Source organism: Spirosoma terrae, from assembly GCF_010435915.1.
GTDB classification, from domain to species: domain Bacteria; phylum Bacteroidota; class Bacteroidia; order Cytophagales; family Spirosomataceae; genus Spirosoma; species Spirosoma terrae.
In genome coordinates, this window is the sequence record NZ_JAAFZH010000005.1 from 143901 (window position 1) to 167817 (window position 23917).

The following is a 23917-nucleotide window of genomic DNA, read 5'->3' on the forward strand; positions in this document are numbered from 1 at the left end:
ATAGGAAAGGTAGTTAGTATAACTATTAAACAAGGCTTAAAAATTTCTTAAAAAATTTTAATTTCAGACGAGTAGTTCGGAGGCATTAAGTATTTCTTACACCGAAGGTTCAATCATTCATTGCTTACATTGTTCAAACCTAAACAGACCGTTAGTAACGGTTGGAACTTTATGCAAAAACTTTTACACCCACAAGCTTCGCTTGTGAGGACTGTGAGGCCCTCCTATGTATTAAGCCTCGTTTTTATGATGGGTAGTTCGCTATCGTTTGCGACTACAGCGCCCGCTCCGGGCATGCCGTCTATTAACCTGACCACTGCTGTTGCTGACAGAACAATAACAGGTCGGGTTACAGACGAAACGAATTCAGGGTTACCAGGGGTTAGTGTTATCGTAAAAGGAACACAGCGTGGTACGGTTACAGATTCTGATGGGCGTTACAAACTGGATGTTCCAAACAATGACGCTACGTTAGTTTTTTCGTTTGTGGGCTATTTGGCTCAGGAGGTTAAAGTTGGTGCGCAGTCATCTCTCGATGTATCGCTGAAAGCCGATAATAAGGTGCTGGATGAGATTGTTGTTATTGGTTACGGTACAGCCCGTAAGTCGGACTTAACGGGTGCCGTAAGTACCATTAAAACCGAGCAGTTGATGGAGCGGCCAGCTCCTTCGCTGAACCAGGCTCTTTCTGGTCGTATGCCGGGGGTTCAGGTAAATACTAACTCAGGTCGCCCGGGTGGACGTACTACGGTACGTATTCGTGGATTTAGCTCGATTAACTCATCGAACAACCCACTCTACGTAGTGGATGGTGTAATGCTTCCACAAGGAACACAAAACCAGTTTAGCTCGGCTATCGATTACATCAACCCCAACGATATCGTCTCGATCGAGGTGTTAAAAGATGCTTCGTCGACCGCTATTTATGGTGCTCGTGGTGCTAACGGTGTTATTCTCGTAACAACCAAAAAAGGGAAAGCTGGCGAAGGTCAGGTTACGTATAATGCCGACTTTAGCGTAAACACCATTGGACCAAACCGGCCCCAGGTGCTGAACGCTCGCGAATATCTGGCTGTTGAAGATCTTGCCTATAAGAACATCGCAAAATATGACCCAGCTGGTTGGGGGTCTGGTAAATACACCTATCTGGATCCTATCGCCAGAAGAAGAGCGTATAGCGCCAAGTTTCCAGGTGTTTTCGATGCGAATCTGAACCCGCTGTATGATACCGATTGGTTCAAGGAGGCTACGCAAAACAAACTGTCTCAAAACCATCAGTTAGGATTCAGCGGTGGTAATGAACGCACGCAGTATTCACTTTCTTTAGGGTATCGGAATGATGAAGGTCTGATCAGAACATCGTATCTGAAACGCTATTCGACTCGCTTCACGATTGACGATCAGGTGAAAAAATGGCTGAAAATTGGTGGTACGTTAAGCTACAACAACCAAAGCGAAAACCTTGTCGATATTAACGATGCGGTTGCCCGGCAGATGGTTGAAGACTTCCCCTTCTTACCCGTTAAGTATGCTGATGGTACGTATGCCAATAACCGCGACTATCCAAACGCCGAAGGAACCTTCAGTTCGGCTATTCGTTTGGATGATCGTCGTTTCATCCTGAACACGCAAACGACGCTGGGTAGCTTATATACGAACCTTAGCTTGGCGAAAGGGCTTGAAATGCGTACGGTGTTTGGGGTAAATATCCAGACCCAGGAAAATGATGAATATCAGACCCGCGTGCTGAACCCCGGAAGTTTGGGTAACGCAGCCGCTCGCTATCGGAAAGAAAGTTTCTGGTCGTTGGAGAACTACCTGACCTATAACAAACAGATCGGTACGGCTCACAACTTCACAGGACTGTTGGGTATATCGTGGCAGGAGACGAACATCTTTAACATGAGTGCTACGGTTAACAACTTTGCGACTGACTACTTCGGTTATAATAACCTCGGAGCAGGGTCGGTTAACCCACAGGTTGGTTCAGGTGCTTCGCGGTTTGCCTTCAACTCGTACTTTGGTCGGATCAATTATAGCCTGCATGACAAATACCTGTTAACCGTAACGGGTCGTGCTGACGGATCGTCTAAGTTCGGTGCGAACCACAAATTTGCGTTCTTCCCATCGGCCGCTCTGGCTTGGCGTGTATCGGAAGAGCCGTTCCTGAAAACGAATCCGGTTATCTCGAACATGAAGCTACGTACCAGCTATGGTTTAACGGGTAACTCAGAAATTCCCCCTTATACGTCGCTGGCTCTGCTTAGCTCGAACTACTCGACCATCTATAACGATACGCGGATTGGTGGAACAGGTATCGACCGTTTGGCTAACCCCGATCTACGTTGGGAAAAAACGGCTCAGACCGACGTTGGTTTGGAAATCGGTTTGTTTAAAGGACGTATCAATCTGGAAGCTGACTACTACTATCGCTTAACGACTGACATGCTTCTTGATGCACCTGTTCCTCGTACCAGTGGTTACGGAACCATTCGTCGGAACGTTGGATCGATGCAAAACCAGGGCTTCGAATTTGGCTTGAATACCGTCAATATCGACCGTGGTGGTTTCACCTGGAACACAAGCTTCAACATTTCGCTGAACCGCAACAAAGTATTGTCTCTGGCTACACCATCTGATATCTTTAACGTGGGTGGTCCTAACTTTACGAACCCAACTAACGTAATCCGTGTCGGTGAGCCAGTAGGTTCGTTCTGGGGATTAACTCGTCTGGGCACCTGGAGTGAAGCTGAGCGTGAAGAAGCGGCTAAGTTTACCAGCTACCGGAACAACCTGACGATTCTGCCTGGCGACATCAAATACCTTGATGTTAACGGCGATAAGGCCATTACGGATGCAGACCGTAGCATTATCGGTAACGGTAGCCCGAAAGGCTGGGGTGCTCTGACGAACACATTCCGTTACAAAAATCTGGACGCTACGCTCGAACTTCAGTTTATGTATGGTAACGACGTTATGCTGATGAACCTGCACCCAAGCGAAGACCGTCAGGCGATTGCTAACAGCTATAAATCAGTGTTAAACGCCTGGACGCCAACCAACCAGAACACGCCAATCGCCGAAATTCGGGAAACACGGGCTGGTTACGTAACAAACGTAGATAGCCACTGGATCAAAGATGGTTCGTTCCTCCGTGGACGTAACCTATTGGTAGGTTATACGATCCCGTCGGATGTAACCAGCCGTCTAAAACTGAGCCGTCTGCGTTTCTACGCTACGGTGCAGAACTTCTTCCTGTTAGTGGATGATCCAATCATTGGAGATCCGGAGGTAACGCCAACCAACCAGGGCGATGGCAACAGTGCTTTCTCGCAGGGTATGATCTGGCACAACTATCCGAAACCTACAACCTATATGCTGGGCTTACAGGTAGGATTCTAAACCTTGAGCAATCATCTTAACTCGAACGACTTTAATCATGCGATCTGCAGTAATAAAAACAATAACCAGAACACTGCTTTGCGGGGCCGTCATGGTAGGGCCCGTTGGCTGCTCTGAATTTCTGGAAGAAAAAGCACCTTCCAACCTGACTAGCGATAGTTTCTATACCATTCCCGACCATGCTGAAGCAGCACTGGCTTCTGTCTATGCCAGCTTGCGGTATATGGGGGATGGGGCTGGTATCTTCTCGTCCAACTGGCAGTTGCTGGAAGCGATGACAGGTACATCCACAACGGAGACCGCTCAGAACTCGGATTTGAACAACCTCTATAGTATGTCACATGATGGTAACACTATTCATGTTGTCAACTACTGGAATGGGTTGTACCGGGTTATTGCTCAGGCGAATCAGGTACTGGACCGAGTACCTGCCATTACGCCAATGGATGAAGCTCAGAAGAAAAAGATTTTGGGTGAAACTCGATTCCTGCGCGCTACGGCCTATTTTACGGCGGTGCGTTTGTGGGGCGATATCCCTTTAATTACTAAACCTCAGACGGCAACTTCTCAGGATTTTCAGCCAGCTCGGGTAAGTTCTGAGGAAATCTATAAGCTAATTGTAGAAGACCTGCAGGCTGCTGAAGCCGCTGGCCTGTCCTGGATGGATGTTAGTGGTCGGGTTAACCTGGCTGCTGTAAAAACGCAACTGGCTAAAGTGTATCTGACAATGGCCGGTGCTCCGTTGAACAAAGGAGCGTCGTACTATAAACTCGCGGCCGACAAAGCCTTTGAGGTTATTACGTATGCCAATGCCAATCCATCGACAATTAATTTATTCAATACGTACGAAGAGGTTCATAGCGAAAGCACCAAAAACCGCGTTGAACACCTTTTTATGCTCCAGTATAACTCGCTTGTGGCCAGTAACCCAATGGATAACTTCTATGGTAACTTTAAGCCGATCAACTACAACGGGCCAACAGGAACTGGAAGTTCAGTGCCAACGCTGTCGTTCTATAACTCGTTCGAAAAAGGCGACCGCCGTACGAAAGATCAGGAAGGGTATTTTTACACTACCTACTTTACGAACGGTACAGGTGCTCGATTTGATTTAGGTGGTCCTTACGTGTTCAAACACTTTAACCGTACAGCTAACGGTACGTTCGGTGTTCCGGGAACTCGTCTGAACAACCTTAATGTACCACAGATTCGTTACGCTGAAACGTTACTGTTGTATGCTGAAGCGCAAAATGAAGTAGGCGGACCTATCCAGGCGGCTTATGATGCATTGAAGCGTGTACGTGATCGGGCACAGTTAACAACGCCTGCATTAGGTACTTACAGCCAGGCTACATTCCGGGAGGCTGTATGGCGTGAACGTTGGTTTGAGTTGTGCTACGAGCAGTTAACCTGGTTTGATATGGTTCGTCTGCGTAAAGTGTTCAACGAGAAAACGAATGGATTCGACAACTTCGTAGGCCACGTTAACCTGAGCACCAACAAAGCGCTGGAAGAAAAACATTTACTGTTACCACTACCAAGACAGGAAATGCTGAATAATCCGAATCTGAAACCACAGAATCCGGGCTATCCAAACTAATCCAGTACAGGAAAATACGCACAAAGGCTCGTTCCGGTTTGGAACGAGCCTTTGTGCGTATAAGGGATACCACTTGTTTTGTAAGAAAAAAAGGCATACATTATCTTTGGTATGTACAAGAATACGGTATCTCATTAATGAATCTTCTCACTCGCAAACTGCCGGTTTTTCTCTTATCTGTTTTTGGAAAGTGGCTACGACCTACTGGCTGTCTGGCAGTAGGTCTGTGTGGCTTATTCCTGCTGATCAGTTGTGCGTCGGACAAAGAAGAAAAAACATTCCGTATTGGATTTTCGCAGCGGACAGAAGCCGATAGTTGGCGACGGACCATGCTGGACGATATGCGCCGGGAATTGTCCTTTAATCCAGAGATCGATTTCCTGGTTAAAAACGCAAACGGGCAAAGTGAGAAGCAAAGTGAACAAATTCAGGAGTTGATTGATCAGGCGGTCGATCTTCTTATCGTGTCGCCTAACGCAGCCCTTCCTATTACCCCGATCGTAGAGAAAGCCTATCAGCATCGGATACCGGTTGTAATTGTAGACAGACGTACGGCCTCCGACCAGTATACAGCTTATGTTGGAGCCGACAATGTAGAGGTTGGGCGTACTGCTGGTTTGTATGCGAGTTCCTTGTTAAACCGGGTCGGTTCAATTGTCGAAATAGGCGAGTCGCCGGGTTCATCAGCCGATATTGACCGGCATCGGGGGTTTGTGGAAGCGATTAGTCGTTATCCAAACGTAAAGCTTCTGACCCGACTGGAAGGGGATTGGGATAAACAGTCTTTTTCGGAAAAGCTAACCCGGTTACTACGTACAGAGCCAGGCGTGCAACTTATTTTTGCTCAAAATGACCGGACGGCGCTTAAAGCGTATAAAGTTTGTCGACAGGCGGGACTTGAAGGAAAAGTTAAGATAATAGGCGTTGATGGGTTGCCCGGCAAGAATGAAGGTATTGATCTGGTAGAGCGTGGTATACTGAGTGCTACGGTCCTCTACCCAACAGGTGGCAAAGAAGCGATTCGCACCGCCATAGCCATCTTGGAAAAGCGCCCATTCAAACGCGAAAATCGGTTGCCTATTACGCTCATCGATTCGTCGAACGTGCGGATCATGAAGTTGCAGAATCAGAAAATCAGTGAACAGCAGGCCGATATAGCAGCCCAGATACAGCAAATCGATACATTAACACAGACGTATTCGTCTCAAAAGAATACGCTCTATTTAACCCTGGCCTGCCTCATTGGGGTTATTCTGCTGGCTGGCTGGGCTTTTTATTTGATTCGTGAAAAGCAGACGGCTTATCGAATTCTGGAAAAACAAAATCAGGAAATACTTGATCAGAAAGATAAAATCGAAGCAGTATCGCAGCAGGCCCGGCTGGCTACAGAAGAAAAATTACGATTTTACTCCTACATATCGCACGAGTTCAATACGCCCTTAAGCCTGATTTTAACACCAACCGAAGACCTGCTCAGTAAAAAAACGATCAATCCACACCAGCTCAAAAGTAGTCTCGCTCTAATTCAGAAAAATGCATATCGCCTGTTACGGTTGATTGATCAGATGCTGGATTTACGAAAAACAGACGCAGGCAAACAACGTTTGTTTGCATCGGAGCAGGATTTGGTCGCTTTTGTGGGAGAAGTCGTAACAGATTTTAAACGCAAGGCAGAAAAGCAGCGGATTGATTTGCAGTTTTTGACCAGTCAGCCTTATCTGCCGGTTTGGTTTGATGGCGAAAAGCTGGACAAAGTACTGTTTAACCTGCTGTCGAATGCCTTCAAATACACACCTAAAGGCGGGCGGATTCATGTTCGGTTAGACGTAGTAGGAGCACAGGTGAAAATCCAGGTAGAGGATAACGGGGAGGGAATGACGCCGGAGGAACGGGAGCATGCTTTTGATTTATTTTTTAGCGGCACCAAACCATTTAGTCTGGGAAAAGGGTTGGGACTGGCACTGTCGATGGAGTTTATTCAGCTCCATCAGGGCGATATCAGCGTTCGGTCGGCAAAAGGTGAAGGGACAACATTTACTATTTTACTTCCTCTTGGCAATCAGCATCTGACGCCCGACGAAATGCCGATGCTTGCTAACCCTACAGGGGCTACCCATCGCCCGATGATGGTGGTTGAGGTAGATGAGGACGTAACAGTCGAGCCATTGTCTGTTACGTCGCCACCGGCTGGAACTGTACTGATCGTTGAAGATAACGATGAATTAAAAACGTTTCTGGCTGGGCAGCTTGGGAGTGAATTTGATGTGGTTACGGAAGAGTCGGGCGAAAAGGGTTGGGAGCGAGCCTTGGAGACAATTCCAGACATTATTGTCAGCGATGTGATGCTCCCAGGAATAGACGGCTTCCAACTGACGCAACGTATTAAATCGGATTTACGAACATCGCATATTCCAGTCATTCTGTTAACCGCAAAAGGTCAGATTGACAATCGGATCGAAGGAACGCGGGCGGGGGCCGATGCTTATCTGACCAAACCATTTAACCTGACATTTCTGACTGAAACGCTTCGGACAACACTGGCTAACCGGGCTAAATGGCAACGACGTTACTCGTCCGATTTACTGCCGCAGTCAAGCAATCGGCAGGAGAAGAAATTTTTAAATGAGCTAACAGCACTAATTGAGCAAAACCTGACAGATCCTGCCTTTGGCGTTGAAAAACTAAGCCGCGACATGGGGCTTTCCCGTGTTCAGTTATACCGAAAAGTACAGGCGTTACTCGATATGAACGTTATCGATTATCTGGCCGAAATCCGCCTGAAAAAAGCTAAGTACCTGTTGAAGGAGACGACCAAACCAATGGCTGAAATCGCCTACGAAACCGGTTTTAGCTCACCAGCCTACTTCACTACGTTCTTTAAACAGCACACGCAGAAAACGCCATCGGAATACAGAAAATCGGCTCTTAGCACGTAGCATAAGTGCCGACGTAGGATCATAAAAAAAGAACCCCATCTGGCCAGATGGGGTTCCTGCTATTGGTCGTTTCCTAGAGCTGACTATTGAGCCAGCAACACTCTGTCGATAATATGGACTACCCCGTTAGAGGCTACCATATCGGGCTGGGTAACATTGGCGGCATTATTACCATTACCTTTACCCAGTATGGTTACCTTGCCACTACTTACGTTCGTCCGAATGCTAGCGCCCTGAGCTGTCACGATATCGGCTCCGTTCTGGAACGTCTGTGCGTAGGCACGGTAGTTCAGTACGTGATAAAGTAATAGATCGGCCAGTTTTTTCTGGTCAGCCGCTTTGATAGCTGCTTCATCAGCATAACCGGCTGTTTTAAAGGCGTCATTTGTTGGCGCAAAAACCGTATAACCGTTTTGGGTACTCTTGTTCAGAGCATCCTGAACGCTTGATCCAGCGCGGTCGATAGCAGCCGCCAGCAACGAAAGATTACTATTACTTTTCACCAGCGATGTAATGTTGACTGTTGCCGGAGCCAACACCTTGTTAATAATGTGTACTACACTATTGGTAGTTGGGTTATCGCCCTGAATGATTTTAGCATCATTAACACTAATATCCGACATGCTCGTCTTATAAACGGAAATTTGGTTGTCAGCCAAATCCGTCTGATATACCGTATTAACTGCCGTCGGAATCGCCGATTGGTCGATACGTGAATTAAGGATGTGGTATTTTAAAATACGTTGCAGATCGGCAACGGGAGCGGCAGAAACAGCGGCTTCGTTGGCATAGCCTGCTGCTTTGAACGCGTCGTCTGACGGAGCAAAAACAGTTAGGTTCCCTTTGTCAAACTCACTGGCCAGTCCCGCTCGGGCTATAGCAGCTTCCAGAAAATTCAGATTACTTGTTTGGCCAATGTATGCAGTAGTGGAAACGACGACAGCAGTACCAGTACCGGGGTTTGTTGACGTACCAGATCCCGGAGTTGTTGAGGTACCAGAGCCGGGTGTTGTTGAGGTGCCGGAGCCCGGTGGTGTTGTGCCAGAGCCATTGTCTGGGTCTGGTGTTTCGTTTGAACAGCTGAAAAGGAATGGGGATGCTGCGAAAATGAACAGAAACATACTCTGTCGGAAGTATGTCTTAATTGACTTGTTCATAGGTTGAGTAAATTTAAATGAACAGATAGAACAAATAGCATATTGTTAATGGCCTATTTTGTCTGGCTACCAACAAGGCTTCACATAAAAAAACTCAAATAGGTGGAGGATGTTGTGTTGATCAACGTATTCTGATTTCTCGATGACAAAGTGTAAATCTGGGTGCTTTATCGATTAAACGGTTGGTTATGTATTATTTAGCTGTCAAAGTTTCTATTTCGTCAAAGGAAAATTACTGATTGAACGGGACAAGAACGCATTTGCAGTAGTTGGGTAACAATGATGAGTTGTTATTCTCGATAGGGTCTATTGCACTATTTGCCGGATCTATAGGAATGTAAACCTGAGCCGCTGGTTTAGCGATGAAACAAAATGTAAAAAAGACGTAACAAAACAGAAAGCATGGATTTTCTTTTTCTTGCTAAGTCTCTGATAGTGAAATGATTATCTTTTCCTTCTAATTTGAAATTATTTGAACGAATCTTAAAAGCTGTTCTATAGCCATGCTCGTACGTTTGACTGACAAATGGGGAAGAATCCTATTTAGTTAAGTCAGACAATGAGGCAAAAACAACGAATTTTCTTTTGGTCGATTACAGCCGCTTTGGGCGGATTTCTGTTCGGATTCGATACCGCCGTTATTTCAGGAGTAGAGCAGTCGCTGCAATCGCTGTGGGGACTTACGGTCTGGGAACACGGACTTACGGTTTCTATTGCGCTCATCGGAACCGTACTCGGTTCTATGCTGGGAGGGATTCCTACGCAGCAGATTGGCCGAAAGAAAACCTTGTTCTGGATTGCTGTACTCTATCTGGCAGCTTCAATTGGTACGGCGCTGGCTACAAAATGGGTACTTTTTCTAGTGTTCCGGTTTTTGGGTGGTCTGGGTGTGGGAGCATCGTCCGTCGCGGCTCCGATGTACATCACCGAAATTTCACCCGCGAAGTCGCGCGGGCGGCTGGTGGCCCTGTTCCAGTTTAATGTGGTACTGGGGATTCTGATCGCCTATCTGTCTAATTTCCTGTTACAGGGGCTGGGCGATGACGCCTGGCGCTGGATGCTGGGGGTTCAGGCATTACCATCGTTGATTTTCCTGATTGCGGTATTGAACATTCCTGAGAGCCCCCGCTGGCTGCTACTGGAGAAAGGTAATGTGGCCGAAGCACGAGACGTACTCAACATGATTGATCCGGAAACGGCAGAGGACACATTGTTCGCTTTACAGCAACAGGTTGATCAACCCAAAAATGCCCGGCTTTTTTCGAAGCAGTATAGTACGCCCGTTATGCTTGCCGTACTGTTTGCCGTATTTAATCAGGTGTCGGGCATCAATGCGATCATTTACTACGCTCCCCGCATTTTTGAAATGACGGGTCTGGGCAAAAGCTCAGCACTGTTGTCGTCGGCCGGGATTGGACTGATCAATCTCATTTTTACGCTCATTTCGCTTAATCTGATCGATCGCTTTGGCCGACGTACGTTAATGAAGGTTGGCTCTGTTGGATTGATTGTTACGCTGGCGTTGGTGGCGCGGGCTTTTTATGTGCATGATTTCAGCGGGATGACCGTGCCGTTCCTGCTATTTGGTTATATCGCTTTCTTCGGTTTCTCGCAGGGTGCCGTTATCTGGGTATTTATTTCTGAAATTTTTCCGAATGAAGTACGGGCCAGTGGTCAGGCATTAGGCAGCTTCACCCACTGGCTGATGGCGGCTATCATTACGTTCACCTTCCCGTATCTGGCCGAGAAGTTAGGCGGTGGTAATACCTTCCTGTTCTTCACCGTCATGATGGTACTGCAATTACTGTTCGTGCTGCGGCTAATGCCTGAAACCAAAGGCACCAGTCTGGAGCAGATTGAAAAAACATTTGTCGTTCATTAATCCATCTTTTTGTACCATGAATCAGACCATCACTTGCTTTGGTGAGATCCTGTGGGATGTGCTCCCAACCAGTAAACAACCCGGTGGAGCGCCTATGAACGTAGCGGCCGACCTTCGGAATTTTAACCTCAACGCGCAAATGATCAGCCGGGTAGGTAGCGATGAGCTGGGGCGGGAGTTACTGGACTTCCTGAGCACAAAGAAGATTCCGCTCGATTTAGTCCAGATCGGCCATTCTCACCTGACGGGCGTGGCTAAAGCGAATGTTTCAGATTGCAATGAGGTGACCTACAAAATTGTGCAGCCAGTGGCCTGGGATTATATCCAGTTGGTGCCGGGCATGCTCAAAGCTGTGCAGCAGAGTGATCTTTTTGTATATGGAAGTCTGGCGGCCCGTAGCCCACAAACCCGCGAAACACTGCTAGCCTTACTCGCAGTGGCACCCCGGAAAGTGTTCGATGTTAATTTACGCGCTCCGCACTATGACCGCGAAATCGTAGAAGAATTGTTATATCAGGCTCACATTGCCAAGCTGAATGAATATGAGCTGATTGAGTTATCGGCCTGGTATGGAGAAGAAAATGATTTGCACGGTGCTATGCATCAACTGGTTGATCGCTATCAGCTCAAGACACTTTGTGTAACGATGGGCGAAAACGGGGCTGTTTTGCTGGACGAAACCGGTTTATACAGCCAGGCCGGTTACCGAATCGAAGTAGCCGACACTATTGGAAGTGGTGATGCTTTCCTGGCCGCTTTCCTGTATAAAACCTTGCAGGGCGAATCGCAGGAAAAAATTCTGGAATTCGCCTGTGCTGCGGGGGCCTATGTTGCTACACAGCAGGGCGCTACGCCTGCTTTTTCGGAAGAGCTCATTGTAAATACCGTCATGCGGGAGGCCGCCGTCTAATTAGCCTACTTATTTTATTCCAGACTCTTAAATCTTTTTGGTTATGAACATGAAAAGCTACCTGTTAGCCCTGGTAGTGCTGTGCTCGACTGTGTCTATGGTATGGGCGCAACGCGCTATTACGGGCAGTATTTTCGACGCTAAAACCAATGAGCCGCTGATTGGCGCCAATGTCGTCGTGCCAGGAACGTCTACCGGTACCGTGGCCGATACAAAAGGATTGTTTTCGATCACAATTCCCGCTAGTGCTACGTCCATACAGGTTTCCTTTATTGGCTATCTCTCGCAGGAAGTCCCCGTGGCGGGCCTTAATACGGTGAAAGTTGGCTTGCTGGCTGGCGGGCAGCTGGCCGAGGTAGTCGTGCTTGGTTATACAACCGCTCGCAAGGAGGATCTTACGGGAGCCGTAGCCGTTGTAGAAGTGGCTACTACCAAAAATACAAGTACCGGCAACCCCATGCAGGCGCTTCAGGGGCGGGTGCCTGGTTTGTATGTGGAGAAGTCGGGCAGTCCATCGGGCGATGCCAGCCGTATTCTGATTCGGGGCGCCAATACGTTAGGAAATAACGATCCGCTCTACATTATCGATGGTGTTCCAACCAAGCGCCCTCAGGTGTTCCAGAGTTTGAACCCGACGGCTATTCAGTCGATTCAGGTTCTTAAAGATGCCTCGTCGGCTTCGATTTATGGCGCCAGAGCGTCGAACGGGGTCATTATCGTAACCACCAAAAATGGATTTAATACGGATGGTAAGCTGAATGTTCAGTTCAATACCAGTATATCCGCTCAGTCGGAGAAACCGGAACGATTTAAGATGTTGAATGCCGTCGATCGGGGACGGGCGTTATGGCGGGCATCGGTTAATGATGGCGTTGATCCTGCATCGGGCTATGGCGACATCTACACCTTTAACTGGAACAAAGATTTTACTAATCCAGTCCTGAACGGCGTTACGGTTAATCCATATGTTGGGGGTGACCAGAACGTACCGGCTGGCGATACCGACTGGCAGCGTGAACTCTACAAAACGGGCTACGTAACCAGCAACGATCTGACGGTATCAGGAGGGACTAAAAGCTCATCCATTATGGTTAACCTGAGCTACCTCAATAATTCGGGAATGCTACGTTATACGGGCTATAACCGGATTACGGGTCGGCTCAATGGCATGACCAGCAAGTTCGATGGCCGTTTCAAATTTGGTGTTAACCTGCAGCTAACGTCATCCAGAGAAACCCCCGTAGCGACTGATCTTGGCGGAGCGCCCACACCCGGTCTGGCTATCACCCTCGCCCCGACTATTCCGGTCTATACGAAAACGGGTGACTTTGCCGGGCCTATTGGCTCGGGTTATTCGGATCGGAATAACCCGTTGTTCATGCAGTATATCAACCGCTGGGATAAGATCAATCGGACGTTCGTATTCGGGAATGTGTTTACCGAAATTGAGCCAATTCGGGGCCTGATCTTCCGCTCATCGTTAGGGATGGACAACGCCGGTTTTTCGTCAAAAAACATCGAACAGTCGTTCCAGAATGGATTTATTTCCCGTACGCTCAACAGCCTTACCCTCAGCACCAATAAATTCCTGAGTCTAACCTGGACCAATACGTTACGTTATAGCTTTGGTTTTGGCGACCACCGGGTCAACGCCCTGGCTGGTGTAGAAGCTATTCGCGATAATTTAGACGATGTGGTCTCCTACCGCGAAAATTTTGCGGTACAGACGGAAGATTTCTTTGTGCTGAGTGCAGCATCCGGGAATGCCAGCAGCAACGGTACGTCGACGGGTAGCCGATTGATGTCGCAATTCGCCCGTCTCGATTATGCCTTTTCGGATCGTTACCTGGCAGCCTTAACGCTACGTAGAGACGGTTCTTCCCGGTTTGGTGCGCAAAACCGTTACGGCTTCTTCCCGGCCGCTTCTGTAGGCTGGCGTATCGACAAAGAAGCTTTTATGAGCAATGTGAAAGCAATCAGTAGCTTGAAGCTACGGGCTGGAGTGGGACGTATCGGGAATCAGGATATTGGCGATCTGGCTCGTTTTGGTTTGTTCGAACCGCGCTATGGAACGCTGGCCTCGCAGGTACCTAATGGTCATAATGGCTTTTTTGATCAGTACTGGAACGTCGGAACCGCCTATGATTTGAATGGGACAAACTCCGGAACGCTACCTTCTGGTTTTGTACAGACTCAGGGTGAAAACACCGCTCTTAAGTGGGAAACAACCAGTGAGCTAAACGTTGGTCTTGACTTTGCTTTCCTGAATGGAAGTCTGGCGGGCTCGTTCGATTATTTTACCCGCATGACCGAGGATATTCTGATTAAGCCACCCGTTGCATCGGCGGTGGGAGAAGGGCAGCTTAAGTTTGTGAATGGTGCGACCAAGACTAACAAGGGATTTGAACTATCGCTATCGTATCTGGGTAAACCAATCGGTGATTTCACCTATAGCGTTTCTGCTAACTTCGCTCGATTCCGCGACAAAATAACGGTGCTGCCCGAAGAGGTACGTTCCGCCTTTGCTGGAAATGCTGTAACGACCATTATCGGTCATTCGCAACTGGATTTGTTTGGTTACCGTACCGATGGCATTTTCCAGAATCAGGAAGAGGTGAACCGGCATGCCCAGCAGGTAGGGGCGGCTCCGGGGCGTATTCGATACAAAGACCTCAACGGCGATGGCAAAATCGACGCGCTGGATCAGGAGTTTTTTGGTACTACGTTGCCTGGGCTTGAATACGGGACTCGTATCGAAATCGGTTATAAGCGTTTCGATTTCTCCATCTTCGGCTCTGGCGTAACGGGCCGGACTGGTTTCGATCCCTATACGTTCTATAACAACTTTATCCGGGGGCGTGATAACGTAGGGCCAGGTGTGTTTGATGCCTGGACGCCCCAGAATACGTCTTCACAGATTCCGGCCCTAACGTTGTCGGATGGTAATAACGAAACCCGTACATCCGATTACTTTAACGTCAATACGTCCTATTACAAAATCAGAAACATTCAATTAGGGTACACTTTCCCGAAAGATGCTGTCAGCAAGTTTGGCCTAACGAGTCTACGCTTATATGGTATGGCCGAAAACGTGTTCTGGCTGAAGAGCAAACGTTTTCTGGGCCCCGATCCCGAACGTATCGACGTCAATACGATTCCCGTTCCCCGCACCTTCACGTTTGGTCTGAATGTTTCCTTCTAATCCTGAGCCTTACCGTCATGAAAAATAAACTAGTATTGTCTATGGTGCTCGTTGCTGCCGGACACGTGTTTTCTTCCTGCACCGATTTTCTGGAGTACCAGCCACAGGGCACCTTATCGTCCGAAAATGTAAAAAGCGCCGACAATGCCGATGCGCTGGTGACCGCGGCTTATGCGTCGCTGGGTAACGGCGAAATGATTGGACCTATTGCGAGTATGTGGGTTTATGGCAGCGTTCGTTCCGATGATGCGTATAAGGGTGGCGGTGGTGTGGCCGATGTTCAGGACGTTAACTTCTATGAGCAATATAACCTGACTCAGCCGCAGCAGGGCGATGGTTTTATGCATCCTTATACCTGGGAAAACTATTATAAAGCAATTTCTCGGGCCAACGTGGGCTTACGGTCGATCAATAACTTGTCGGAAACTGCATTTCCGCTCAAGAAAGTACGCCAGGGAGAGCTACGTTTTCTGAGAGGTCACGCTCATTTCATGTTGAAAATGCTGTTCAAGTACATGCCGTATGTAGACGAAACGCTGACCAACGACCAGATTCTGGCAACCTCGAACCGAACGTACACCAATGATCAGTTGTGGGATAAAATCGCCGAAGACTTTCAATTCGCCATTGATAACTTGCCCCAGACGCAGTCGCAGGTGGGGCGGGCCAACAAAGTATCGGCAGCTGCTTATCTGGCTAAACTACGTCTCTACCAGGCTTACGAGCAGGATGAGAACCATCGGGTCGTTAGTATAAACAAGGCTAAATTGCAGGAGGTAGTGAAGCTGACCGAACAGGTAATCAGCTCTGGTAAGTACAGCCTGCAACCCGATTTTGCCGAAAATTTCCTGCCCGAGTATGACAATGGCGTTGAGTCTGTTTTTGCGGTACAGTATTCGATCAACGACGGAACGACGGTTGGCAGGCTTAATTTCGAAACCGGTTTGAATTATCCGCATGGCGCCCCCCAGTATGGCTGCTGCGGCTTCCATCAACCCAGCCAGAATCTGGCTAATGCTTTTGGAACCGACGCCAATGGATTGCCCAGGTTTACTACGTTCAATGAGGGTAGCATTGATTTCAAAAGCGCTACGGTCGATCCGCGTGTTGACCATACAATCGGTATCGATGGACACCCGTATAAATACAATGCTGCGCTTCCGTTCAGCAACAGTTGGGTGCGCGATCCGGGCGTATACGGCTATTTTCAATCGATGAAGGAGCAGCAGCTGGCCACCAGTTCATCGTACAAAAAGCAAGGGCCATTCATCGGAACGTCGAAAAATATCGATATAATCCGCTATGCCGACGTATTATTGTGGCAGGCCGAAGCCTATATCGAACTAGGGCAACATACGCTGGCGTTACCACTGATTAACAAAATTCGGGCAAGGGCTGCTGCCAGCACGGGCCGGACTAAAAAAGCGGACGGTACTGATCCATCGAACTATCTGATTAAGCCGTACGATGCGTCGAACTGGACACAATCCTACGCTCGTCAGGCCCTTCAGTGGGAACGTCGGCTGGAGTTTGCTACGGAAAGTCCCCGCTTCTTCGATCTGGTTCGCTGGGGAATAGCTGCTCAAACGCTGAATGCGTATCTCGATAAAGAGAAAAGCCGGAGAGGTTTTTTGAGTGGAGCTAAGTTTACGGCGGGGCGTGATGAATATTTACCGATTCCTCAACGTGAGATAAACTTCACAAAAGGCCTTTATAAGCAGAACGTCGGGTATTAACGTAAAAAGTTTAGTTGGTCTCACTATTATTAGTTATGCGGAACGTAACGGTTAACTTATGTGCCCTGATGCTGTTAGGGCACGTAGCGTTTGCTCAGAATACACTGTCGAAAGCGGAGCAACATCGTCCTCAGTATCATTTTTCGCCCAGAGCGCACTGGATGAATGACCCCAATGGAATGATTTATTACAAAGGGACGTATCATCTGTTTTTTCAGTACTACCCCGATGGGAGTACCTGGGGACCCATGCACTGGGGACATGCCACCAGCAAGGATATGGTCCATTGGCATGAACAGCCTATTGCCTTGTATCCCGATAGTCTGGGCTATATTTTTTCGGGTAGTGCGGTATTGGATAGTAAGAACACCAGTGGGTTAGGTAAAAATGGGCAAGTACCTCTGGTGGCTATTTTCACCCATCATAATCCCCGTATGGAAAAAGAAAAAACCGGGAAGCATGAATACCAGAGCATAGCCTATAGCCTCGACGAAGGAAAAACCTGGACGAAATATGCCGGTAATCCTGTACTGCCCAATCCGGGTATCAGCGATTTTCGCGATCCGAAGGTGCGGTGGTTTGAGCCAGCAAAAAAATGGATTATGACGCTGGCGACCAAAGATCACATTACGTTCTATTCGTCACCTAACTTAAAAGACTGGGCAAAGGAAAGCGAGTTTGGTAAAACCATTGGTGCGCATGGTGGCGTTTGGGAATGTCCGGATTTATTCCCACTACAACATAATGGAAAGCAGGTATGGGTGTTAATTGTCAACATCAATCCGGGTGGCCCGAATGGTGGATCGTCGACGCAGTATTTTGTGGGCGATTTTGATGGGAAAACCTTCACACCGTTCTCGACCGATACCAAATGGATGGACTACGGTGCTGACAACTATGCCGGTGTTACGTTCGCCAATACGGGCAGCCGAACCATCCTGATGGGCTGGATGAGCAACTGGCAGTACGCCAACGTAGTGCCAACCTCGCCCTGGCGAAGTGCGAACACCATACCGCGCGAACTTGGTCTGAAAGAAGTCAATAAAGAGCTATTCCTGACCTCCACGCCCGTCAAAGAGCTGGATGTGCTGAACAGTACAGGCTTTACGGTAAACAAACTGGCCGTCAAAGGGCAATATGACCTCACCGCAAAGGCAAACAACGAATCGGGCTTATTTCGACTGGAGCTAGCTACTCAAAAAGCCGATGATTTTTCGATCGTACTGGCCAATGCAGAAGGCAATGAACTGGTGATCGGTTACGATAAAAAAGCCAATGCGTACTACTTAGACCGGAGTAAATCTGGAACAATAGATTTTGAAAAAGGCTTCGGTAAACGGCATACCGCGCCCCGCCTGTCGACCACGCCGACTATATCGCTGACGGTAATGGCCGATGTCGCTTCTGTTGAACTATTCGCTGATAATGGTCTGACGGTTATGACCGACATATTCTTTCCTGAGAAACCGATGAATAAGCTTTATCTGAAATCGGCCACTGGAATTACTGTCAGCAACATAACCTACAAGACGTTAAAACCGGCTCTGAGTAACGAGCAGAACAACTAGTCAATAGTCGAAACAATGATCCGCAATGCCATATATCGTCCATATGGCATTGCGGATATTCTTTTTAGACCGTTTCCCAGAACGTACACATCGCTTGTCTGAGCGTAAAGGATACGCCGTAAATAGCGATTTGTTTCCGATATAGCGTATATAAAGCTGCGAAATGAGGTATGTCGCGCAGTGTTGCCGAAGCCAAAGGCGATACGTCTAAAAAAGCAAGTACATCGTTATCGCCAATCTTAGCCCAGTCAGTTTCGTGCAATAAAGGTTCTTGTGTTTCGTAGGGAGCGCCTTTGTCGTCCGTTTCAGCCTGAAGATAATGGCCGTAAGCCGCTACCAGAAAAGCAACGCAGTGAACAGGTTTGTTCTGATCGACCAGTTCTGTAAGTACAGGCAGCAGGGAATCCGATAGATTCGCTAACCCATTAAAGCTCAGCGTCTCCAGCTGATCGTCGGCCATTTCGACAAATAAGTTGTCGAGAACATGATTTTTTAGCGTTATTCCTGTTTCGTTATCGGGTATGTTTAGTCCCGCGTAGGCAACGCGCTGAACGAATACATCCAGGTAATTGCGAAGTACGGTATCATTCATGGCTTCGTAAACGTTGCGGTAGCCCGCCAGTAATGCGGGATACATGACAGCGCTACGGGAGGTGTTCAGAAGCCGTTTATAGTGTTGTTCGTCTATTGCTGGCAGATCGTCCGTCAGCAGCTGATACGTTGGATATGACATAATAGTGAGGTCTTATAGCTTGTTGAAGTCACACATACTGGTACCTGTCTGATCGTCAGGATATAGTTTGTGCAGCACTCATGCTGAGCAACTGCGACAGTGAGGGGTCGGCCACCAACGATTCGTTGTTTGCCTGACGAAGTGTTTTGGCAATTGTAATAATCTGATTGCCAAATTTTCCCTGCTCTTCAATAGTTGCCTGATCATAATAGTCTTGACGAGTGGGCTCCCAGTAAAAAAGCTCAGTTTTAGCATCATAAATACCGAGTGGTGTTTGGCCTTGCTCATTGGAAAGGCGAGCTAAAACGGATTCTGCTTCGGCCTGGGTATCGTAGGAAATCTGTTGGTACTGGTTGTTAGCCAGATATATGATTGAAAAACGATTCATGAGTTTGTCGGTTAAAGTGACCGCAGACCATTCGTAGCGAATGGTCAATCATTGACTGACGCCGTAACCAGCCATGCCTACTACCTGGATTGTGGCTAAAAGCGTCTATCTGTTGACGTTACATGCACTAGGGGCGTCACTGCCAGAGCCAGGATTACTGACGAAAAAACGAAAAAGGCTCGCCTGTATGCGTTGAGATAATGGCTAGTTGCCCGCTAAGATATTCCCCCCAAATGGCGTGGAAAGACGGGCTAGGCCTGCAAATATGACAGGATTTTGTTCGATAAAACCCAGGACGAATAATCGGGAAAAAGTCCAAAAAGATACCGATATAGCCTTTACTTTATTTCCTTTATGTATTGTGTATGATGAGTTCATGTCTGTTGTAATCTATTTATAATCAGTATAAAGAGCCAGGCCCAGAATAGGTCTTTGCTATTTACTAAACCTTTTGACAGACGGCAATAGTTTTGGTTTATTCGTAAAGTACAAAAAGTGCCTTTTATTTTTCAGCGAAAAAATAAATTATGCAAGCAATTCTTTAAGAATTTACATGTATAGATACGTAAATGGGCCGTAGCCTAACCCTGATTTTCTGTTATATGCGCCTTTAAGCGCGGGGTAGACGACTGATTTTGAACTAGTTTAGCGGTACTAAAGGTCGGAGAAGGTGGCGGCTAATTGGGGGAGTTAAGCAAAAAGATCTGTCGCTTCAAGCCAATTTCTGGCTTGAAGCGATAGTAGACGGCTTCAGCGATCCATTTTTCGCTCGCGTTCGTATTTTTCGCGAATGGCAGCTTCTACGTATGCCGTACTATTGAGTTGCTGGCTGACAATTTCCGCTACGTCGAGTGATACACCGTGAATGGGTAAGGTTATTTTTTCGTCGGTTTCATGAATAGCGTGATCGGCGGATAATGAGCGGACAGGGTGACCTATTAGGCGCCCCGACTCATCATATTCTCCCCAGAATTCCCAGTGTCTGGATTGAAATAAATTACCGCCTACCGATTTAACCAGAATTTGTTTGTTATCAACTAAAAGCCGGATGTCGTATTTTTTAGTAGTTAACATAGTCTTACTAGGTGGTAAAAGCAAGCAGGCAAGGTGAGCCTGAAATCATTGCTTTTAACCGTTAAATTTGATGAAATGAAAATAGACAGGCCTCAATTGGTCGTAAGTCTGCTATTCGTTTGATCAAAAATGCGCACTTATCATCGTTGGTAAAAATGGAATCGACCAACAGCGAATTTGTCTGGCTGAAAACCAATTTTTAACCGACGAACGTTTTTACCATACGTAGGTCCCTACGGAGCCAGCCGGTAACGATGTGTTCGTCAGTTTGCCTTTTTCGCGAATCGTAAACGTCTGTGGTTGTTCCTGCGTGTTCAATACAATTAACACGTTTCGGCCGTCGGGAGTTTTAAATGCTACGTTAGGTAGTGTTTCCGACGTGTTTGACTGGATACGTACTGAACCCGGACGTACGAATTTTGATGCCACTGCTACGTTGTAATAAGCCGGGTTTCGGGTAATGGTATTACCGTCTACCGTTATTGCGCCTAAACATTCGGTGCAGCCGCCGGGCGTGTGGGGTTGTTGTTTAGGGTCGGCGGCCAGATTCCATTCCAACACCGTACGACTCCAGTTCCGGGTACCGCCAATAATCAGCGTTTTGACATGCCAGGCCAGATCGCCTTTCAGATTACCGGGGGCGCCAATCCATTGCTCCGTGAAGTACAGATTTTTGTCGGGGTGCGCGTTATGAACTTCCGTTAAAGCAGTAATTGGGCCAGCGTAGAGGTGAAAAGCTGATCCGTCGACGTATTGCTTTGCTTCCGGGTCGTTCAGGATCGAAATAGGATATTCGGGGTGGTCGGCGTTGTGATCGTACAGGAAAATCTTTGTATCGATACCCGCTTTTTTGAAAGCCGGTCCCAGACTCTTTTTAATGAACGTCGCCTGATCTGGAGCGAGCATCAGCAAACTGGGGTTATTGCCCGGATGCAGCGGTTCATTTTGAATCGTGATTGCATCGATCCCAATGCCTTCCGCCTTCATGCCCTGGATGTATTTGATGAAATACTGGGCATACGTATCATAAAACTCGGGCTTCAAACTGCCACCTTTTGAGTTACTATTGGTTTTCATCCAGGTTGGAGGAGACCAGGGCGAACCCAGAATCTTAATGGCCGGATTGATCGCCAGAATTTCTTTCAGGATAGGGATCAGATGTTCCTGGTCGGGAGCCAGCGAAAATTTTTCCAAGTTGACATCGGTCTGGCCTTCGGGCAAATCATTGTAGGAGAAAACCCGGTCGTCGAGGTCCGATGCACCAATGCTGATGCGGAGGTAGCTGACGCCAATGCTATTGCCTTCGGTAGAAAACAACTCTTTTAATAAAGTGGCCCGTGCTTTGGTATCCATCTTATGAATCAGCATGGCGCTGCCACCCGTTAGGGTGTAGCCGAAGCCATCGATTGCCTGAAACGTCTGCGAGTCATCAATGTCGATGGTTGGCCCCTGACTGGGCGTATTACTGAATGCTAACTTGCCAGGTTGTTTGACAAACAGCGCTGAACGGTCTGGATTCGTTAGCCAGAACTCTATATCGTTAGACGTAGTGTGATTGAGGGTGTTACGTTGACAGCTTGTTCCAACACCTAACAAAGCCAGAAAAGAGAAGGTAGCGACCTTCTGTTTGAATGATGTATGCATGAGCTTGAGTTCAGGATTCAATTTGTCACTTGCCATGTTGATGATTAGACTTCTATAAGTCTTTTAGGAGAGTTGATTACCCACGGAGGCACAGCGTTCACAAAGTCTTTCTAAAACTATCTGTGAACGCTGTGCCTCCGTGAGAAATCGATTAATAGCCCGGATTCTGCTGAATCAGCGCATTATTGTTGATTTCGTTCTGTGGAATCGGGAACAGCAGATAATTGGCATCGCGCGCTCCGCGAACCTGCTGAATGATGTCCAGCGCGTTAATCCGGTGCGTTACGCTGGCATCGGCCTGTGTATGCCGTGCGTAACGTAACAGGTCGAACCACCGCTCCCCTTCAAACGCCAATTCTAACCGACGTTGGCGATCCACTTCGTCGCGGAACGTCTGTTTGGTCAGCGCAGCCAGCGTAAGAGCTGGCAAACCAGCGCGGGTGCGAACAGTATTCAACTGAGTCAGGGCCTCCTGATTCGGGCCATTTTGTTCGTTAGAGGCCTCGGCATACATCAGCATCACATCGGCCAGACGTAGTACGTAGTAGTTGTCAGGGCTGTTGAACGCGTTTGGATTACTCCGCCATTTATACACAAAAGGTCCGTTGTCGTTGGCATTGGCTGACCGACCCATCACAAAGCTGGCGTGGTTACGACCCGCCGATGTTACTTCGCCCGTGAATTTCCAGCGCAGATCGATCAACGTATCGGCATACTGAAGCAGCTCCGCCGTTGGGATATTGAACTTCGGAAACGAATACGTAGCAGGAGGGGAGGGCAGCAGCAAATCTGGCAGGATAAAACCACCATCAGCATTTCCCGCAAACTGCACTTCTACGATCGATTCGGCATTATTATCGGGCGGGAACAAGGCGTTGAAGCTCGGCGATAACTGGTATACACCGCTCGTAATAACCTTGTTGGCTGCGGTTGCGGCCTCGGTCCACTGCCGTTGGGTCAGATACGCACGAGCCTGCAAGGCATTAACCGCCGTTTTGATGATACGTGTCCGATTGGCCGTTTGCCCGCCAAAGGTAGCTGCCGTAAGCTGTTCGGCTTGTTGCAGATCGGTATTGATCTGAGCATACACCTGATCGGCTGTGGATCTGGCTAACGCCACAACGCCTGGATCGCCGGATTCGGTTGGTTCGAGTCGTAGCGGAACACCACCATACATACGTACCAGATTGAAATAATGTAAGGCACGCAAAAAACGGGCCTCGCCCAGAATCTGATTCCGGCGTGTTTCGTTCATCGAAATTGCTGGTACGTATCGCAAAACCGCGTTAGCCCGGTTGATACCAATGTAAGCGTGCTGGAACGTATTGTTCATCTGGCTGGTCAGTGGCGTCCAGATCAGGCGCTCCATAGCATTTACATCGCCATTACTACTGGTTACGTTATCGGACGGCATTTCGCCTACTACGTTCAGGTCCTGGCCATAAACCCCCGTTTGTTGCAGTGCGTCGTAAGCCGCTGTCAGAGCTGCTTCGGCATCGTCGGCGCTGGTAAAGAAGTTTTCGGGCGTAATGCTGGGCAACGGTTGTTTATCCAGCACATTACAACTCGCCAAAAACAGGAAAGGAATGCAAAATATGATAAGACGTTTCATATAGCTAATGAGTGAGTGATAGAATGATTGATTGAATGATGTTCTAACTGGTATTCTATCATTTACTCAATCA

At 47.9% G+C, this 23917-nt stretch carries 14 protein-coding genes; 8 read left to right on the forward strand and 6 right to left on the reverse strand.

Features of this window, described 5'->3' with window-relative positions; translation table 11 throughout:
- The first annotated feature begins 171 nt into the window (after nucleotides 1–171).
- The 3 genes from GK108_RS13630 (at nucleotide 172) to GK108_RS13640 (ending at nucleotide 7938) form a co-directional block, all read left to right on the forward strand.
- Nucleotides 172–3402, forward strand: coding sequence for a SusC/RagA family TonB-linked outer membrane protein (locus tag GK108_RS13630; RefSeq protein ID WP_212592797.1), 3231 nt, complete (start codon nucleotides 172–174; stop codon nucleotides 3400–3402).
- A 37-nt stretch (nucleotides 3403–3439) separates the two neighbouring features.
- Complete coding sequence (locus GK108_RS13635; RefSeq protein ID WP_163948938.1) at nucleotides 3440–5002, forward strand: RagB/SusD family nutrient uptake outer membrane protein; 1563 nt, start codon at nucleotides 3440–3442, stop codon at nucleotides 5000–5002.
- A gap of 137 nt (nucleotides 5003–5139) precedes the next feature.
- Entirely contained in the window at nucleotides 5140–7938 is a 2799-nt protein-coding gene (locus tag GK108_RS13640; protein WP_163948940.1) for a hybrid sensor histidine kinase/response regulator transcription factor, read from the forward strand.
- 83 nt (nucleotides 7939–8021) lie between these two features.
- Here the strand turns inward: GK108_RS13640 and GK108_RS13645 are convergent, their stop codons facing one another.
- A complete protein-coding gene (locus GK108_RS13645) occupies nucleotides 8022–9095 on the reverse strand; it encodes a fasciclin domain-containing protein (protein ID WP_163948942.1) in 1074 nt (357 codons plus the stop codon).
- Between the two features lie 559 nt (nucleotides 9096–9654).
- On the opposite strand from GK108_RS13645, the gene GK108_RS13650 reads away from it, so the two are divergent.
- The 5 genes from GK108_RS13650 to GK108_RS13670 are packed head-to-tail and all read left to right on the forward strand — an operon-like array spanning nucleotide 9655 to nucleotide 18393.
- Entirely contained in the window at nucleotides 9655–10977 is a 1323-nt protein-coding gene (locus GK108_RS13650) for a sugar porter family MFS transporter (RefSeq protein WP_163948945.1), read from the forward strand.
- Between the two features lie 16 nt (nucleotides 10978–10993).
- Nucleotides 10994–11887, forward strand: a complete 894-nt coding sequence (locus GK108_RS13655; protein ID WP_163948948.1) for a carbohydrate kinase family protein — start codon at nucleotides 10994–10996, stop codon at nucleotides 11885–11887.
- A gap of 49 nt (nucleotides 11888–11936) precedes the next feature.
- The gene (locus GK108_RS13660; protein WP_163949673.1) at nucleotides 11937–15089 is read left to right on the forward strand and encodes a SusC/RagA family TonB-linked outer membrane protein; all 3153 of its coding nucleotides are present in this window, start codon (nucleotides 11937–11939) and stop codon (nucleotides 15087–15089) included.
- A gap of 17 nt (nucleotides 15090–15106) precedes the next feature.
- Nucleotides 15107–16825: a RagB/SusD family nutrient uptake outer membrane protein gene (locus GK108_RS13665; RefSeq protein WP_163948953.1), complete on the forward strand. Its 1719-nt coding sequence runs from the start codon at nucleotides 15107–15109 to the stop codon at nucleotides 16823–16825.
- A 35-nt stretch (nucleotides 16826–16860) separates the two neighbouring features.
- Nucleotides 16861–18393, forward strand: a complete 1533-nt coding sequence (locus tag GK108_RS13670) for a glycoside hydrolase family 32 protein (protein ID WP_163948958.1) — start codon at nucleotides 16861–16863, stop codon at nucleotides 18391–18393.
- 64 nt (nucleotides 18394–18457) lie between these two features.
- Here the strand turns inward: GK108_RS13670 and GK108_RS13675 are convergent, their stop codons facing one another.
- From GK108_RS13675 to GK108_RS13695, 5 genes are all read right to left on the reverse strand, one after another.
- Complete coding sequence (locus GK108_RS13675) at nucleotides 18458–19126, reverse strand: mannitol dehydrogenase family protein (protein WP_163948963.1); 669 nt, start codon at nucleotides 19124–19126, stop codon at nucleotides 18458–18460.
- A 55-nt stretch (nucleotides 19127–19181) separates the two neighbouring features.
- On the reverse strand, nucleotides 19182–19514 hold the full coding sequence (locus tag GK108_RS13680; RefSeq protein WP_212592798.1) for a hypothetical protein: 333 nt from the start codon (nucleotides 19512–19514) through the stop codon (nucleotides 19182–19184).
- Nucleotides 19515–20264: 750 nt separating this feature from the next.
- Nucleotides 20265–20588, reverse strand: a complete 324-nt coding sequence (locus GK108_RS13685; RefSeq protein ID WP_163948969.1) for a hypothetical protein — start codon at nucleotides 20586–20588, stop codon at nucleotides 20265–20267.
- A gap of 216 nt (nucleotides 20589–20804) precedes the next feature.
- Nucleotides 20805–22232: a glycoside hydrolase family 30 protein gene (locus tag GK108_RS13690; RefSeq protein WP_163948972.1), complete on the reverse strand. Its 1428-nt coding sequence runs from the start codon at nucleotides 22230–22232 to the stop codon at nucleotides 20805–20807.
- Nucleotides 22233–22383: 151 nt separating this feature from the next.
- Complete coding sequence (locus tag GK108_RS13695; protein WP_163948977.1) at nucleotides 22384–23844, reverse strand: RagB/SusD family nutrient uptake outer membrane protein; 1461 nt, start codon at nucleotides 23842–23844, stop codon at nucleotides 22384–22386.
- Nucleotides 23845–23917 lie beyond the last annotated feature (73 nt).

What these genes read in the sequence shown, in the direction of transcription:
- GK108_RS13655 (WP_163948948.1), top strand. Translation starts at nt 10,994, where the DNA reads ATGAATCAGACCATCACTTGCTTTGGTGAGATCCTGTGGGATGTGCTC.
- GK108_RS13650 (WP_163948945.1), top strand. Translation starts at nt 9,655, where the DNA reads ATGAGGCAAAAACAACGAATTTTCTTTTGGTCGATTACAGCCGCTTTG.
- GK108_RS13675 (WP_163948963.1), bottom strand. Translation starts at nt 19,126, where the DNA reads ATGTCATATCCAACGTATCAGCTGCTGACGGACGATCTGCCAGCAATA.
- GK108_RS13660 (WP_163949673.1), top strand. Translation starts at nt 11,937, where the DNA reads ATGAAAAGCTACCTGTTAGCCCTGGTAGTGCTGTGCTCGACTGTGTCT.
- GK108_RS13695 (WP_163948977.1), bottom strand. Translation starts at nt 23,844, where the DNA reads ATGAAACGTCTTATCATATTTTGCATTCCTTTCCTGTTTTTGGCGAGT.
- GK108_RS13680 (WP_212592798.1), bottom strand. Translation starts at nt 19,514, where the DNA reads ATGAATCGTTTTTCAATCATATATCTGGCTAACAACCAGTACCAACAG.
- GK108_RS13670 (WP_163948958.1), top strand. Translation starts at nt 16,861, where the DNA reads ATGCGGAACGTAACGGTTAACTTATGTGCCCTGATGCTGTTAGGGCAC.
- GK108_RS13665 (WP_163948953.1), top strand. Translation starts at nt 15,107, where the DNA reads ATGAAAAATAAACTAGTATTGTCTATGGTGCTCGTTGCTGCCGGACAC.
- GK108_RS13690 (WP_163948972.1), bottom strand. Translation starts at nt 22,232, where the DNA reads ATGCATACATCATTCAAACAGAAGGTCGCTACCTTCTCTTTTCTGGCT.
- GK108_RS13640 (WP_163948940.1), top strand. Translation starts at nt 5,140, where the DNA reads ATGAATCTTCTCACTCGCAAACTGCCGGTTTTTCTCTTATCTGTTTTT.
- GK108_RS13630 (WP_212592797.1), top strand. Translation starts at nt 172, where the DNA reads ATGCAAAAACTTTTACACCCACAAGCTTCGCTTGTGAGGACTGTGAGG.
- GK108_RS13685 (WP_163948969.1), bottom strand. Translation starts at nt 20,588, where the DNA reads ATGTTAACTACTAAAAAATACGACATCCGGCTTTTAGTTGATAACAAA.
- GK108_RS13645 (WP_163948942.1), bottom strand. Translation starts at nt 9,095, where the DNA reads ATGAACAAGTCAATTAAGACATACTTCCGACAGAGTATGTTTCTGTTC.
- GK108_RS13635 (WP_163948938.1), top strand. Translation starts at nt 3,440, where the DNA reads ATGCGATCTGCAGTAATAAAAACAATAACCAGAACACTGCTTTGCGGG.